The following is a 15,002-nucleotide window of genomic DNA, read 5'->3' on the forward strand; positions in this document are numbered from 1 at the left end:
GATTTTTAATAATTCAAGATTTATTATTTTTTTTCTATGCTGTCACCTTCAAATTCTATGATGTAAATATCCTCGCTATCTTTTTTCATGTAATACTTTTCGCGAGCATATTTTTCTATTTGTTCTGGGTTCTTCAATTGCTTAATCTGTTTTTCGTCTTTTTTAATTTCTTCTTGGTAGTACTCTTTGTTATCCTCGAGTTCGCTGACTTGATTGTCTAGAAATCGATGGTCAAAATACGAATAGTTATCCAGAAAAATCATCCAAGTTGAAAAAAACAACAACACCCACACATATTTATTGCTTAAAAATTTAAACCAAGGTTTGTCTTTATGCGGATTTGTCATGTTTTATTTATTTCCGAGTACAGTAAAAATTAATCGTCTTGACCTGAATTGAAACAGAAAACATTTCCCGATAACAATCAGGATTGTTTCTTAAAATTGTAACGTGATAAAATTACAATAAAATTATAGAATTCTTTGATTTATTACGGCACGAACTACGTCAATTGCAACCGTATTGTATTTATCATTCGGTATGATAATGTCTGCAAATGCTTTAGTAGGCTCTATAAACTGCTGATGCATTGGTTTTAGGGTGTTTTGATATCTGCTAAGAACCTCGTCCATATCACGTCCGCGTTCGGCAATGTCTCGTTTCATACGGCGAATCAGTCTTTCGTCAGAATCAGCATGAACATAAATTTTTACGTCAAACAAATCGCGTAACTCTGGGTTGGCCAGTATTAAAATCCCTTCCACAATCATTACTTTTCTGGGATGAGTAGTAATGGTGTCTTCCGTTCTGTTATGAGTAACAAAAGAATAGACGGGCTGCTGTATTGTTTTCTCTTCTTTAAGCTCTTTTAAATGGGCAACTAACAATTCGAAATCTATAGCGCGAGGATGATCAAAATTAATTAAAGCCCGCTCGTCAAAAGATAAGTTGTGGTTCTCTTTATAATAAGAATCCTGAGAAATAATTCCGACTTCTGTCTCAGGTAATTCATTCATAATCTGATGAACTACGGTAGTTTTTCCGCTTCCTGTTCCGCCTGCAATCCCTATAATGAGCATATAATGGTGTTGTTATAAATTGATAGTGCAAAAATAGGAATTAAATCGGGAGTGATTTTTATTTTTCGCATAAAATATTGGGTTTTAAATGAAGTAGCTATTCCGGCTATCCGTTTCAAGTTTTTGCCCGAAAGCTGTTTTTCCGATGCCCTATAAAGAGCTTCTTCTAGTCGCTTTTTTAGGCCAGGAAAAGAATAGCTTTTGGGCTGCAACGCTTTTCACTACTATCCGGGCTATTAAATGATCATTGGAAAAAAAACGAAATTTACCAAATTGAACTAGTAGTGAGGAAGAAGTGGTAGTATTAAAAACAAAAAGAGAGAACCAAACAAATGGCTCTCTCTTTTTAAAAAGAATTCAGATCTTACTTATTTATTCTTCTTTGCTTTTATCATCATTTCCAGTTGGTCCCAAAGTTCTTCAGGAATAGCTTCCAACATATTAAATTGACCAGCGCCTTTCAACCATTCACCACCGTCAATAACCACGACTTCACCATTTATATAAGCAGAGAAATCAGAAACCATGTAAGCGGCTAAATTGGCTAATTCCTGGTGGTCTCCCACACGCTGTAGCGGTACTTTTTTTGCCATATCAAATTTTTCGGCAAGATCGCCGGGCATCAATCTGTCCCATGCTCCTTTGGTAGGGAAAGGTCCAGGTGCAATTGCGTTGGTACGGATTCCGTACTTTGCCCATTCTACAGCAAGACTTCGCGTCATGGCAAGAACTCCTGCTTTTGCAGTAGCGCTAGGTACAACATAAGCCGAACCAGTCCAAGCATACGTAGTTACTATGTTTAATACCGTTGAAGACTTTTGTTTGGTATCAATCCAATGTTTACCAAAAGCAAGTGTACAGTTTTTTGTTCCTTTTAAAACGATATCAATAACCGTATCAAAGGCGTTCGCAGATAATCTTTCTGTTGGGGAAATGAAATTTCCTGCTGCATTATTTAGCAAAACATCTACTTTTCCAAAGGCTTTCAATACACTTTGCAACATGTTTTCTACTTGATCATAATGACGTACGTCACATTGTAGCGGCAAACAAGTTCCTCCGGTTGCTACCTCTAGTTCTGAAGCAGTATTTTTTAATTTGTCTAAGTCTCTTGAAGTAATGGCAACATTTGCTCCCAGTTCCAGGAAATACTTGGTCATTGCTTTTCCTAAACCGCTACCGCCACCAGTAACAACTATTACTTTTCCTTTTAGCGCATCGTCGCGCAACATTTTATCGGTATAACTCATAATTAGTTTGTTTTTTTTTTTTGGCATTGTAAATATAGAAAAATTTAAATAGTATGCACGCATATTAAAATCAAAAATTCATAGGCTTAGATTTTGCATAACCTTTTTGCCGCTTCTTCTAGAGTCGCATTGTCTTTTGCAAAACAAAAACGGATTAAATGAAGATCTTTTCCATTTTCATAGAAACTCGAAATAGGAATCGCAGCTACACCATATTCCGTGATTAATCGTTTACAAAAATCTACATCATTTTCATTAGAAATAGCGGCGTAGGAAGCTACTTGAAAATATGTACCTTCACATGGAAGGAGTTCGAACCTACTTGTTTTCAATAGTTCTCTGAAGTAATCCCTTTTCGCCTGATATAAAATTCCAATTCCTTCAATCGAAACTACATCTAGGTACTCGCTTATTGCTACTTGGCAAAGACTGTTGACGCTAAAAACTAAAAATTGATGTACTTTTTTAATTTCGTTCATTAAATGTTCCGGGGCGACAAGATAGCCTACTTTCCAACCAGTAACATGAAATGATTTCCCAAACGAAGAAACCATGACACAACGGTTCAGGAGATTGATGCGAGTATGCGCCGAAATATGTTTTTCTTCAAAAGTGATGTATTCATAAACTTCATCAGAGAGGACGATAATTTTTGGATATTTTTTGAGTATCGATTCTAAGGCTTCAAAATCGGATTGGGTCAGAATCTTTCCAGTTGGATTATGTGGATTATTGATGATAATCATTTTAGTATTCGCAGAACATGCTTTTGCGATAGTATCCCAATTTGGGGTATAATCATCGTTTAGAGAAACGCGTACCGGCGTTGCGTTGCACAATAATACAGGAGCTTCATAACAGTCATAGCTTGGATCTAGAATAATTACTTCGTCGTCAGTCTCAACTAAAGCTTGAATAGTGGTAAAAATAGCCTGTGTAGCGCCCGCAGTTATCAGTATCTCTATTTCTGGCAGAATAATTCTTCGGTAGGATTTTTTGACCAGAAGCGCTATGTTAGACAGTAGAGGTGGGTAGCCCGCCATGGGAAGGTATTGATGTACATTCTCTTTGGCCAGATGGGTGACAATATCGGTTAATAGAGAATCAACAGGAAAATTAGGGAAACCCTGCGAAAGATTAATGGCGCCATGTTCTGTAGCCATTTTTGACATTACGGTAAAAATACTCGTAGTAATGTTTGGGAGTTTTGACATACCTTTCTTTTTAGTACTCTAAAAGTAAGCAAATGGTTTGAGTTAATATGCTGTTTCTTTAAGATTCAGAAGTGCTAGATAAAATAAAGAAAGACACTTCTTGCGGAGTGTCTTTCTTTATTGTTTTTATTTTTTCGCCATGGGCATATCTGAATTCCCCATATCTCTGATGCAAATGTATTTTCCTTCCTTTTTTTCAAAAAGACTGATAAAATGTCCGCTATTGATTTTTGTATCTGTGGAGTCCGTTACCTTATATCGGCCGATTTCGACTACCATATTCCCATCAATTGAAGGATGGATTTCTTGAGTTTCGAAAGCGATTTTTGCGCCTTTTGGGAAAGTAAGTAATTCGGTTTTCATGGATTCATGAATCGCTTTTTTTCCTTCTATGGGCATTTTACCGTTTGAAAAACTAACAGCATCCTCCGCATAGTAAATTATTCCATCGGGGTTTCGGTTATTGTAGGCTTCGGCAAAAGCATTTTCCATTGCTTGAATTTCAGTTTTGATTGCCTCTTTGTCAACCAGGACTGCGGGAACTTCTTTCTTTTGATTACAAGCTACCATCAAAGACATGATAACTACCAATAATCCTCCCTTAAAAATACTGTTTTTCATAATTATATTTTTTTAAAATTTAACATAATTGATTAAGTTAAAGATTAAGGGTTAATAAATTTAATTATAAAATATTGATTATCAGTATTTAAAGTGGTCATTTTGATTTTTTATTTTACTTTGAGTCATAAAGTAAAATAAGACTAGTCGTTAAATATTTGGAAGACAATTGTTAATGAACAAGCAATCATGAAAAAAAGATCGCTTATTAACTGATCTCTTTTTTTATGATTGCTTTTTAGTTTATTCAGGAGAGTTTTATTTTATCACGATAGTAGAAGCGGGATTTCTTCCGTCGTCATAGGCTTTCATAAAGGCATCTTTAGATTCTTTCCAGCTATAGATTGATTCAAATATTAAAAAAGCTAACATACCTAATAAGAATACACGAATATCTCTACTAGTTACTTTTATTTAAATAGTTTAAAGGTTTAGGGATGCTAATTTATATTTAAATTATTCTTTTGTATTCACAAAATTACATTTTATGGATAATAAAAATAGTTGGACGTTTATGCAGGTCGATTTTTTCTTTTTTCCAAGCCGAAATTCTCTTGGTTTTGATGTACTCGGTTGGTAATGTGATGTCTGTGGCAATGCATAAATGGGTTTCTGGATGCAACGTCTGTAATAAATCTTCTAGTAAGTTATTATTACGGTACGGTGTTTCAATGAAAATTTGAGACTGATTTTTTTCGAAAGAGGTTCTTTCGAGAGTTTTAAAACTGACTCTTTTTTCGTCTTTATCGATAGGTAAATAACCGTGAAAAGTAAAGCTTTGTCCGTTCATTCCTGAGGCCATCATAGCTAAAAGGATAGAAGAAGGTCCTACTAACGGTACCACTTGTATGCCATTTTCATGCGCTAATTTAACGATTACAGCGCCAGGATCTGCAACGCCAGGACATCCCGCTTCACTCATTAGACCTACATTTTTACCTTCTAATAAAGGTTGGATGAAGTCTTGGTGTTCTTTCACTTCGGTACGTTTGTTCAAAACAAAAAGAATTAATTCTGATTGTTTTTTTTCGGGATGTACTTCTTTGATTGATTTACGAGCTGTTTTTTCATTCTCAACAATATAGTAATCAATGAAATCTATAGTTCTTTTTACGGTCTGCGGTAAAACATCCATCGGGTCACAATCTCCCATTGTTGTAGGGATTAAATATAGTTTTCCTAAAAGAGTAGCTGGTTTCATTATGGGTACGTTTATGTTTTTTAATCGAAATTGTTTGACAAAAATAGAGGATTAAATAGATAATTAAACCTTTCGACAAGTTTAAAAATCCAAAGAATACTAATTTAAGCGTGCTTAGCTATTAATTTGTCGGCGATGATATCACAAACTTCATCGAGCATACCATAGACAATCTCAAATCCGTTTGTCATTCCGAAATACGGATCTGGAACGTCTACGTTTTCGTTTGGATACAATTCATTTAATATGATTTGTACTTTGTCTTTGTGGGCTGTGTTTTCTTTAAGATTAATTACATCCGTATAATTAGAATTGTCCATTACATAGATATAATCATAAGTGTCAAAGTCGGCGGTTTTGAATTGACGTCCTCTTTGATTGGAAATGTCAAGGTTGTGGTTTTTTGCCGCGGCTATCGAACGTGCGTCTGGAGCATGACCTATATGCCAAGATCCTGTTCCTGCAGAAGCTACAGTGAATTTATTTTTGGGAAGTTTAGAGGCTAAAATGCCTTCGGCCAAGGGTGACCGACAAATATTTCCCAAACAAACCATTAAAATTTTTATGGACATGATGCGTTTATAGCGTTAATTTTTTATGGATATCTTCAACAAATTTCTTGAATTGTTTGTCGGTAGCTACAAGATTGTCAACCGTTTTACAAGCGTGCAATACAGTCGCATGATCACGATCTCCAATTTGGTGTCCAATATTCGCCAAAGAAGCTTTTGTAAATTTCTTCGCAAAAAACATCGCTAATTGTCTTGCTTGCACTACATGCCTCTTTCTAGTTTTCGACTGCAACGTTTCTAAATCCAATTGAAAATAATCGGAAACTGTTTTCTGAATATAATCGATCGAAATTTCGCGTTTTACATTTTTCACAAATTTTTCAACGACGCTTTTTGCTAATTCGATTGTTACTTCTTTTTTATTGAAAGAAGATTGAGCGATTAGAGAGATTATCGCTCCTTCAAGTTCTCTTACATTCGATTTGATATTACGCGCTACATATTCTATGATTTCTTCTGGAATCTCAACACCATCACGATACAGAATGTTTTTCAAGATAGAGATTCTAGTTTCGTAATCCGGTTGGTGCAATTCTGCAGACAATCCCCATTTGAATCGAGATAACAAGCGTTGCTCGATATCTTGCATGTCAACGGGTGCCTTATCAGAAGTAAGAATAACCTGTTTTCCATTTTGATGTAAGTAATTAAAGATGTGGAAAAATACATCCTGTGTCCCCGATTTACCAGATAGGAATTGTACATCATCAATAATTAAAACATCAATAAGCTGATAGAAATGAATAAAATCATTTCGGTTATTTTTCTTTACTGAATCAATATATTGTTGGGTAAAAATTTCAGCTGAAATATATAAAACTGTTTTTTCTGGATATTTATCTTTAATTTCTACACCTATTGCATGTGCTAAGTGTGTTTTACCTAGCCCTACACCACCAAAAATTAATAATGGGTTGAAGGAGGTTCCTCCTGGTTTATTGGCAACAGCCATACCTGCTGAACGGGCTAATCTATTTGAGTCTCCTTCAAGAAAATTGTCAAAACTATAGTTTGCATTCAGCTGCGATTCAATTTTTAAATTTCTAATTCCAGGAATTACAAATGGATTTTTTAATTCTGGGTCTAGGTTTTTAAAAGGAGCGTCAATATTTTGAGGTTTCATCGGTGCCCGATTCGCACTTGGCAATTGTTCCGTAAACGGTTGTTTGTTGCCATAAGTGTTTTCCATCTTAATTTTATAAAGTAACTTCGCGTTTTTACCAAGTTCTTTAGTTAAGGCGACTTTTAATAATTTTACATAGTGCTCTTCTAGCCATTCGTAGAAAAATTTACTTGGTACTTGAATATATAATGCGTTATCGGTAAGTTCAACTGATTTAATAGGTTCAAACCAAGTTTTGAATGCTTGATCCTGAATGTTGTCTTTTATAAAAGACAAGCAGTTTTCCCATACTGATTGAGCAGTTTTGTTCATAAATTCTATGTAAATTATTTTATTTAGTAATCTTTGTCTTATTAAATAATGCTTAAAAAAGCACTATTTTTCGGGGTAACAAATATGTGAACAAATTTCTGTAAAAAAAAATATTTAGGGGTTGATTATGTAATATTATTGTTGTAAGTAGTATTTGGAAGCTAAAAATGTAATAAAAATAAATAAAATATAATATGAAAGAACACGAATTTAACGTACGGGTACGGTATGCTGAAACGGATCAAATGGGGGTTGTTTATCATGGGAATTATGCTCAGTATTTTGAGATGGGACGCGTGGAATGGCTTAGAAACCTTGGGATTTCTTATAAATGGATGGAAGAAAATGGGATTATGCTTCCGGTAGTTTCGTTGAATATAAATTATAAAAAACCAGCCCGTTACGATGACCTTTTGAGGGTAAAAACTATTTTTAAAAGTCAGAGCTCCGTTAAGATTGAATTTGATTATGAAATTTACAATGAGCAGGAGGAGTTGTTAACAATTGCTAGCTCAATTTTGGTTTTTGTGAACATGAAGACGGCCCGGCCGACACTTCCACCCGAGTATGTCTTGGAGAAGCTTTTAAAAATGTAAAAATTAAGGAAAAAAATATTTATTCTGTAATATTTATGTCAATTTCAAATATAGAATTAAAAATGTCGAAAATCATTTCGGCATTTTTTTTTCGCGTTTTTATCTCGATTTTTCCTATCGGTAAACCAGTTTCTTCGTTTATCTCCATTTCTTGAGATACGATTTCTAGCTTTTTTTCTTTAATTACTCGCATGACTTTATTCATGTTTTTATAATCAAAGGAAACTTGATAATGGATATCTATCGTTTTTTCGATAATTTCACAACTTTCAAGCGTGAGTTGTGCAGTTGTTTTGTAAGCAGATATTAATCCGCCAACGCCTAGTTTAACGCCTCCAAAAAGTCGAGCGACTACTACTAGTGTCTTTGTGAGAGAAAAGGACTGAATTTGGCCATAAATAGGCATTCCTGCGCTATTGCTTGGTTCTCCATCGTCATTGGCTCGGTAAGAAAGCGTGTCGGTACCTATTTGGTAGGCATAACAAAAATGACCTGCATTTGGATGCTTTTTCCTTAAGCCTTCAATAATCGGTTTTACTTCGTCTTCTGATTGAATAGGATAGGCTGAGCCAAAAAATTTACTGTTTTTTTCTTTATATAGTATTTCTTCCGACGCGAATGCGATGGTATTGTAGGTGTCTTTAATTTCCAAAAGCGGTTTTCTAAATTATATTTTTATTGAATAAGTCTACCACATCTTCTTGGCCTACCTGTAAATTCCATACTTGAAACCCTAGTGATAGCGCAGCGTCTGTGTTTTCTTTTTTGTCATCGATGAATAGAGTGCGCTTTGCTTGCAAATCATGTTTGTTTAAAACGTAGTTGTAAATTTCAAGATTTGGCTTTCTCATCGCTATTTCAAACGAAAAATAAACTTTTTCAAAGCACTTGTAAAAATCACCGTAAAAAGACGCACCATTATTTTGTTCGAATGTTTCGATATGTATTGCATCAGTGTTGCTGAGTAAAAACAAGCGGTATTTTTTAGATAGCATTTGTAGAAATTCTAATCGATATAAAGGGAAATCTAGTAAAATGGCATTCCATGCTTTTAAAATCTCATCAGTACTAGCAGTCGGAATGTGTTTTTGAATGCCTCCAATGAATTTTTCAGGGGATATTTTACCGGTTTCAAATTGAATATTCAACTGGTTTAAATCGTCATTCCACTCCGTAAGTCCTAAATTTCGTAGTCCGTCAACAGTGGCTTGTTTGTCTAAATTAATAAATACATCTCCAAAATCAAAAATAATTGCGTTAATCATGGTTTCTGGATATTAGAAGTTCATCTTGAACTATTATGTTTTTTTCCAAATAAGATCCGCTTAGTATCGGAGCTTTTGTGCCTTCTTTAAAAAAGATATTGCCTTTAAAAACTCGTGCTTCATCCCAGAGATTAGCATCAATGAAAGTTTGCAGTGTTTGCCGGCCTCCTTCAATAATCACCGATTGAATTTGATGTTTGTATATGGCATCTGCCACTTGGCTTGCTATGTTTTTTTTAAAATCAAGGATTTCAAAGGTAAGGTTTTCTTTGTCGGTATTCGTTTTTGTTTTTGAAAAAATAATTGTTTTTACTTGATTGTCAAGTATATGACTATTTTCTGCTATGCGATTGTTCTGATCCAAAACAATTCTGGTAGGATTGTTTCCCGACCAGTCTCTTACATCTAATTTTGGATTGTCGTCAATGACTGTTTGCGTTCCCACAAGAATTGCCTGTTCTTCACTTCTCCATTTATGAACTAATTGCCTTGAATAGCTGTTAGTGATCCAAACCGGTTTTTGTTCTGACTTTGTTTTGGGAGAGATAAAACCGTCTTGACTTTCTGCCCATTTTAAAATAATAAAGGGTCTTTTCTTTTGATGAAAAGTAAAAAACCGTTTGTTCAGTTCGTGGCATTCGTTTTCAAGAATCCCAACGGTTACTTCTATTCCAGCTTCGATTAATTTTTTTATTCCGTTTCCAGCCACTTTTATATTTGGGTCAACCGTTCCGATAACTACCTGTGGAATTTCATTTTTTATGATTAAATCAGAACAAGGAGGTGTTTTTCCAAAATGACTGCAAGGTTCTAAGCTTACGTAAATGGTTGCTTTTTTTAATAGGGATTTGTCTTTGACGGAATTGATGGCATTTACTTCGGCGTGAGGTTCGCCCGCTTTTTTATGCCAGCCTTCTCCTATAATTCTATCTTCATAAACAATTACGCTACCCACCATCGGATTAGGATAGGTGGTTCCTAGGCCGTTTTTGGCTAATTGGATGCATCGCTGGATGTATTTTTCATGTCTCTTCACAATGCAAAAGTAGTTATTTTTGGGGTTTGCCTATAATCTTTGGGATTAGTTTTGAAACTTCTGAAAATAACGGTAAACAATTTCTATTTTTGTCTTTTTATAAACAAGCAGTTATACAGAATGGAAAATTGGATTATTAGAAAAATAGAAAAAAGAGATAATAAAGCTGTTGCTCAGTTAATAAGAGCGGTTTTTGATGAATTGAATATCCCAAAAGTAGGGACGGCTTATGCTGATCCGTATTTAGACTTAATGTTTGAGGAATACAATAAACCCAAATCAGTTTATTATGTTGTTGAAAATAATGGAAAAATAGTTGGTTCGGCGGGAGTGGCTCCTCTTGAAAATGAAGCTGCAACCATTTGCGAATTACAAAAAATGTATTTTTTGCCTGAAACACGTGGTCAGGGGATAGGGGGTCAAGTAATGGCTGTATGTCTGCAAAGCGCGAAAGATTTTGGTTTCGAAAATTGCTATTTGGAAACGATGCCTTTTATGCATGATGCTCAAAAATTATACAAAAAAGTAGGTTTCGAATACATCGATGCTCCCATGGGAAGTACGGGTCATGTTTCTTGTCCAGTTTGGATGCTTAAGAAGTTATAAAATTCCAAAATTGAACATTCAAAATTCCTTGTTCCTTTTTTAATATTGAAATAGAAATAAGAAGGAGTAGTTTAAAAATTTATTTCAGAAAGTTGAAATACAAACACCATGAAAATTAAAGAATACAGAAGCCAATTTATTCAAGAACTACTTCCGATTTATGATGAAGGTGAATCCGAGAGTTTTTTTTACCTGATACTAGAGGAAAAGCGTCAGTTGAAAAGAATTGATTTAGCTCTGAATCCCGAGTTGTTTTTTTCGGAAAAGGAAATAATACTTTGGAGTTCGATCCTAGAGCAATTAAAGTTGGAGATTCCCATTCAATACTTACTGGGAAAAACTAGTTTTTATGGATTAGATTTTGAAGTAAATGAAAACGTATTGATTCCGAGACCCGAGACCGAAGAATTGGTGGAGTGGATTATTGAGGGGAATTCAAAGACTGAGCGATTGAAAGATTTAAAGATTCTAGATATTGGAACGGGAAGCGGGTGCATTGCTATTTCATTGGCTAAAAATATACCGAATGCTAAAGTTTACGCAATTGATGTTTCTGAAAAGGCTTTGGCTACAGCCAAAAAAAATGCTATTCTAAACCAAGTCGATGTAAAATTCATAACCCAGAATATTCTAGAGACAGAGGATTTAAAGGAACAATTTGATATCATTGTTTCGAATCCTCCTTATGTTCGGAATTTAGAGAAACAGGAAATAAAGAAAAATGTTTTGAACAATGAGCCTCATTTAGCTCTTTTTGTAGAAGATGATGATGCACTTATTTTTTATAAAAAAATCGCAGCATTGGCAAAGAAAAATCTTTCGGACAACGGACAGTTATTTTTTGAGATTAATCAATATTTAGTGAAAGACATGGTCGCTTTGCTGAAGAATATGAATTTCAAAAACATTGAATTACGAAAAGATATTTATGGCAATGACAGAATGTTACGAGGGACGATTTAAGATTTTTAGCAACTCTTTAAAAGTCAATAAAAGACCTGGTTTGTCATAGAATTACTCGTATCGCAAAGCTTCAATCGGGTCTAGATAAGCGGCTCTAATCGCAGGATACAAGCCGGAAACGATAGCGACCATGAAACTGGTGAAAAAAGCAGCCATGATGGCTCCCCAGGGAATGACAAATGCAAAACTTAAAGCAGTCGCGATTCCGTAACCGATTAAAATACCTAAAATTATTCCTACAATACCTCCCAGTTGACCAATGAGTAAAGTCTCTATGAAAAACTGAATAGCGACAGTAGATCTTTTGGCTCCTAATGCTTTTCTTACTCCTATTTCTCGTGTTCTTTCAGTTACCGAAACAATCATGATATTCATCAAGGCAATAGAAGATCCTAAAACGGTAATAATTCCTATCAACCAGGAAGCTAAGCCAAGGTATTTGGTAATCCCAAGGATTCTATTGATAAGATCATCACTGCGCACAACCCCAAAATTATTGTCTCTAACGGGGCTTAACTTTCTAACATTACGCATCGTTATGATGGCGTGATCGATGGCTTGATCCAGTAATTCTTTATTAGAAACCATGATGCTCATGGTATAATTAATGTTTGGTGCTGTAAATAAGGATCGAGCGACTTGTATTGGAATTAAAACTCGTAGATCTTGTTTATTACCAAAAGTGGAACCTTTCTCTTTTAAGATGCCAATTACTTTAAACCTTGCGCCACGTATCGAAATTGTTTTTCCAATAGGGTTTGTGTCTTTAAGTAATCCTTTACCAAAATCTGAACCTACGATACAAACATAGTTATTGTTATCAATATCAAAACCCGTAAAATTTCTTCCTAAGCTTGTTTCTAAACCTGAGTTCGTCATAAAATATTCGTCAACACCAACAACTGCAATTTCAGGATCTGTTTTTGTCGCTTCATATTTTACTTCTGCAGTAGAAGTTGCCGTAAAGGATAGGGAAGTTTCTGTAAAGGGATAATCGTATTTATTTTTAAAATCGACTGCTTCGGGGTAGGAAATAATAGGATTTATAATTTCACGTTCGTCTCCTCCTCGTCTTTGCGCTGTGTTTTCGTATTGCTTGACGTTAAAAGTATTGGCTCCCATGGATGCAAAATCAGAAGAGATAGTGTTCTCCAAGGCAGAAACCACAGTCAGAATACCCACTAAAGCTGTAATTCCTATAGCGATAATTAATACGGTGAGCGAGGTACGCAATATTTGGGTCCTAATAGAACCAAAAGCAATTCGTACGTTTTCTTTGAATAAATTTAGCATCATGGTAGTTTGACACGAAAATACAATTTTTGTTACAAGTTTGTTTTGGAAGGAGTGTTATTTATTTTAAAAATAAGATATTTGCAATCTGAATTTACGAATTGGGAGTTTACGAATTGGGAATTGTTTACCATCTGTTTAAATCCTGAATCCTAAATTATAAATCCTAAATTAAAAACAATGGCATCAAAACCGAGCATCCCTAAAGGAACTAGAGATTTTTCACCTGCTGAGGTGGCAAAACGTCAATATATTATCCAAATCATTAAGAATAATTTTGAGAAATTTGGTTTTCAACCAATAGAAACACCATCGTTTGAAAATTCAGAAACCTTAATGGGAAAATATGGAGAAGAAGGAGATCGTTTGATTTTCAAGATTCTAAATTCTGGGGATTTTTTGGCGAAAGCTAATGCTACGCATTTAGAAAATAAAGACAGTACAAAGTTGACATCGAGTATTTCAGAGAAAGCCTTGCGTTATGATTTGACCGTTCCCTTTGCTCGTTATGTAGTGCAACATCAAAATGATATCGAATTCCCTTTTAAAAGATACCAAATCCAACCGGTTTGGCGTGCTGATAGACCTCAGAAAGGGCGTTTTAGAGAGTTTTTTCAATGTGATGCTGATGTAGTTGGGTCTAAATCTTTGTGGCAAGAAGTAGAATTAGTGCAACTTTATGACACTGTTTTTACCGAATTAGGTTTGAAAGGAGTGACCGTTAAAATTAACAATAGAAAAATATTATCAGGAATAGCTGAAGTGATTGGTGCTTCTGATAAACTGATTGACTTTACTGTTGCGCTTGATAAACTAGATAAGATAGGCGAGGATGGTGTAAAAAAAGAAATGATAGAAAAGGGAATTGGAGCAGAAGCGATAGAAAAAGTCCAACCTCTTTTTAATTTCACAGGAACAATTGCTGAGAAAATCGAAAAACTAGGGCTGCTTTTGGCTTCTTCAGATGAAGGGATGAAAGGAGTTGAAGAATTGCGTTTTATTTGCGAAAATGTAATGAAATTGGGATTAACATCGGCAATACTAGATCTTGATGTTACACTTGCTCGTGGACTGAATTATTACACTGGTGCAATATTTGAAGTAGCGCCTCCTAAAGAAGTAGCTATGGGCTCCATCGGTGGTGGAGGTCGATATGATGATTTAACTGGGATTTTCGGATTGAAAAACATGAGCGGAGTTGGGATTTCATTTGGATTAGATCGCATCTATTTGGTGGTAGAAGAGTTGAATCTTTTCCCTGAAACCGTTACCGCAGCATCAAAGGCGTTGTTTATTAATTACGGTGATGCCGAAGCATTTTATGCTTTACAGGCGATACAAAAATTAAGAGCTGCAGGGATAAAAGTAGAATTGTATCCGGATAATGCAAAAATGGCAAAACAGTTTCAACATGCTGATAAAAGAAACATTCCTTTTGCGGTAATAATAGGAGAGCAAGAGATTGCGTCAAATTCGTATTCACTTAAAAATTTAGTAACTGGAGAGCAGCTTTCTCTTAATTTTGAAGGTTTGAAAAACGCGTTGCTGTAAATTAAATTTTACGCATAAAAAAAAGCTTTGTTAGTAAACAAAGCTTTTTTTAATATAAGGTATTCTTGAATTAATAATATTTAGAAACCAACCTTAAATTTGATTTTTAACAGATTAAAAATTTAATCTAGATTAGAACCGATAACAAACTTATAGAAACAAAACTGTAATAGTCTTAAAATTTTATTAAAATTTAAATTAATATAAAAAAGAGAGGCTATTATTCTGTGTATCATAAAAAATTGCTATTAAAAAAAAGAATGACAATTTGACATTTAGTTAGAATTGGCAGTACTTTTGCAATTAAAAGAAAAGTGAAA

At 34.7% G+C, this 15,002-nt stretch carries 16 protein-coding genes; 4 read left to right on the forward strand and 12 right to left on the reverse strand.

Features of this window, described 5'->3' with window-relative positions; translation table 11 throughout:
- Positions 1-23: 23 nt before the first annotated feature.
- From AC4PRO_RS07870 to dnaA, 8 genes are all read right to left on the reverse strand, one after another.
- A complete protein-coding gene (locus tag AC4PRO_RS07870; protein ID WP_074721299.1) occupies positions 24-347 on the reverse strand; it encodes an FtsB family cell division protein in 324 nt (107 codons plus the stop codon).
- Positions 348-470: 123 nt separating this feature from the next.
- Positions 471-1,079 carry a uridine kinase gene (udk, locus tag AC4PRO_RS07875; RefSeq protein WP_074721297.1) on the reverse strand — a complete coding sequence of 203 codons (609 nt, stop codon included), beginning with the start codon at positions 1,077-1,079 and terminating at the stop codon, positions 471-473.
- Between the two features lie 368 nt (positions 1,080-1,447).
- A complete protein-coding gene (locus tag AC4PRO_RS07880; protein WP_074721295.1) occupies positions 1,448-2,329 on the reverse strand; it encodes an SDR family oxidoreductase in 882 nt (293 codons plus the stop codon).
- A gap of 86 nt (positions 2,330-2,415) precedes the next feature.
- Entirely contained in the window at positions 2,416-3,543 is a 1,128-nt protein-coding gene (locus tag AC4PRO_RS07885; RefSeq protein ID WP_492116944.1) for a methionine aminotransferase, read from the reverse strand.
- Between the two features lie 126 nt (positions 3,544-3,669).
- The gene (locus tag AC4PRO_RS07890; protein WP_492116945.1) at positions 3,670-4,164 is read right to left on the reverse strand and encodes a YybH family protein; all 495 of its coding nucleotides are present in this window, start codon (positions 4,162-4,164) and stop codon (positions 3,670-3,672) included.
- A 478-nt stretch (positions 4,165-4,642) separates the two neighbouring features.
- A complete protein-coding gene (locus AC4PRO_RS07895) occupies positions 4,643-5,365 on the reverse strand; it encodes an SAM-dependent methyltransferase (RefSeq protein ID WP_492116946.1) in 723 nt (240 codons plus the stop codon).
- 104 nt (positions 5,366-5,469) lie between these two features.
- On the reverse strand, positions 5,470-5,937 hold the full coding sequence (locus AC4PRO_RS07900; RefSeq protein WP_492116947.1) for a low molecular weight protein-tyrosine-phosphatase: 468 nt from the start codon (positions 5,935-5,937) through the stop codon (positions 5,470-5,472).
- Positions 5,938-5,944: 7 nt separating this feature from the next.
- The gene (gene dnaA / locus AC4PRO_RS07905) at positions 5,945-7,372 is read right to left on the reverse strand and encodes a chromosomal replication initiator protein DnaA (RefSeq protein WP_492116948.1); all 1,428 of its coding nucleotides are present in this window, start codon (positions 7,370-7,372) and stop codon (positions 5,945-5,947) included.
- 194 nt (positions 7,373-7,566) lie between these two features.
- Between dnaA and AC4PRO_RS07910 the strand changes: the two genes are divergently transcribed.
- The gene (locus AC4PRO_RS07910) at positions 7,567-7,968 is read left to right on the forward strand and encodes an acyl-CoA thioesterase (protein ID WP_074721284.1); all 402 of its coding nucleotides are present in this window, start codon (positions 7,567-7,569) and stop codon (positions 7,966-7,968) included.
- Positions 7,969-7,987: 19 nt separating this feature from the next.
- Here AC4PRO_RS07910 and AC4PRO_RS07915 read toward each other — a convergent pair whose 3' ends face one another.
- Genes AC4PRO_RS07915 through ribD form a run of 3 tightly spaced genes read right to left on the reverse strand, consistent with a single transcriptional unit; the run spans position 7,988 to position 10,269 of the window.
- Positions 7,988-8,620 carry an IMPACT family protein gene (locus tag AC4PRO_RS07915; protein WP_492116949.1) on the reverse strand — a complete coding sequence of 211 codons (633 nt, stop codon included), beginning with the start codon at positions 8,618-8,620 and terminating at the stop codon, positions 7,988-7,990.
- A 10-nt stretch (positions 8,621-8,630) separates the two neighbouring features.
- Positions 8,631-9,233, reverse strand: a complete 603-nt coding sequence (locus AC4PRO_RS07920; protein WP_074721280.1) for an HAD family hydrolase — start codon at positions 9,231-9,233, stop codon at positions 8,631-8,633.
- Positions 9,226-10,269, reverse strand: a complete 1,044-nt coding sequence (gene ribD, locus AC4PRO_RS07925; protein ID WP_492116950.1) for a bifunctional diaminohydroxyphosphoribosylaminopyrimidine deaminase/5-amino-6-(5-phosphoribosylamino)uracil reductase RibD — start codon at positions 10,267-10,269, stop codon at positions 9,226-9,228. The genes AC4PRO_RS07920 and ribD overlap by 8 nt, the downstream gene beginning before the upstream one ends.
- A 120-nt stretch (positions 10,270-10,389) precedes the next feature.
- Between ribD and AC4PRO_RS07930 the strand changes: the two genes are divergently transcribed.
- On the forward strand, positions 10,390-10,875 hold the full coding sequence (locus AC4PRO_RS07930; RefSeq protein ID WP_074721276.1) for a GNAT family N-acetyltransferase: 486 nt from the start codon (positions 10,390-10,392) through the stop codon (positions 10,873-10,875).
- A gap of 108 nt (positions 10,876-10,983) precedes the next feature.
- Positions 10,984-11,838 (forward strand): peptide chain release factor N(5)-glutamine methyltransferase, encoded by an 855-nt coding sequence (gene prmC, locus AC4PRO_RS07935; RefSeq protein ID WP_492116951.1) that lies wholly within the window; start codon positions 10,984-10,986, stop codon positions 11,836-11,838.
- 51 nt (positions 11,839-11,889) lie between these two features.
- Here the strand turns inward: prmC and AC4PRO_RS07940 are convergent, their stop codons facing one another.
- On the reverse strand, positions 11,890-13,134 hold the full coding sequence (locus AC4PRO_RS07940) for an ABC transporter permease (RefSeq protein ID WP_492116952.1): 1,245 nt from the start codon (positions 13,132-13,134) through the stop codon (positions 11,890-11,892).
- Between the two features lie 177 nt (positions 13,135-13,311).
- Here AC4PRO_RS07940 and hisS point away from each other — a divergent pair, with 177 nt between their 5' ends.
- The gene (gene hisS / locus AC4PRO_RS07945) at positions 13,312-14,682 is read left to right on the forward strand and encodes a histidine--tRNA ligase (RefSeq protein WP_492116953.1); all 1,371 of its coding nucleotides are present in this window, start codon (positions 13,312-13,314) and stop codon (positions 14,680-14,682) included.
- Positions 14,683-15,002 lie beyond the last annotated feature (320 nt).

The sequence above is a fragment of the Flavobacterium sp. DW-iso2 genome, from assembly GCF_058725285.1.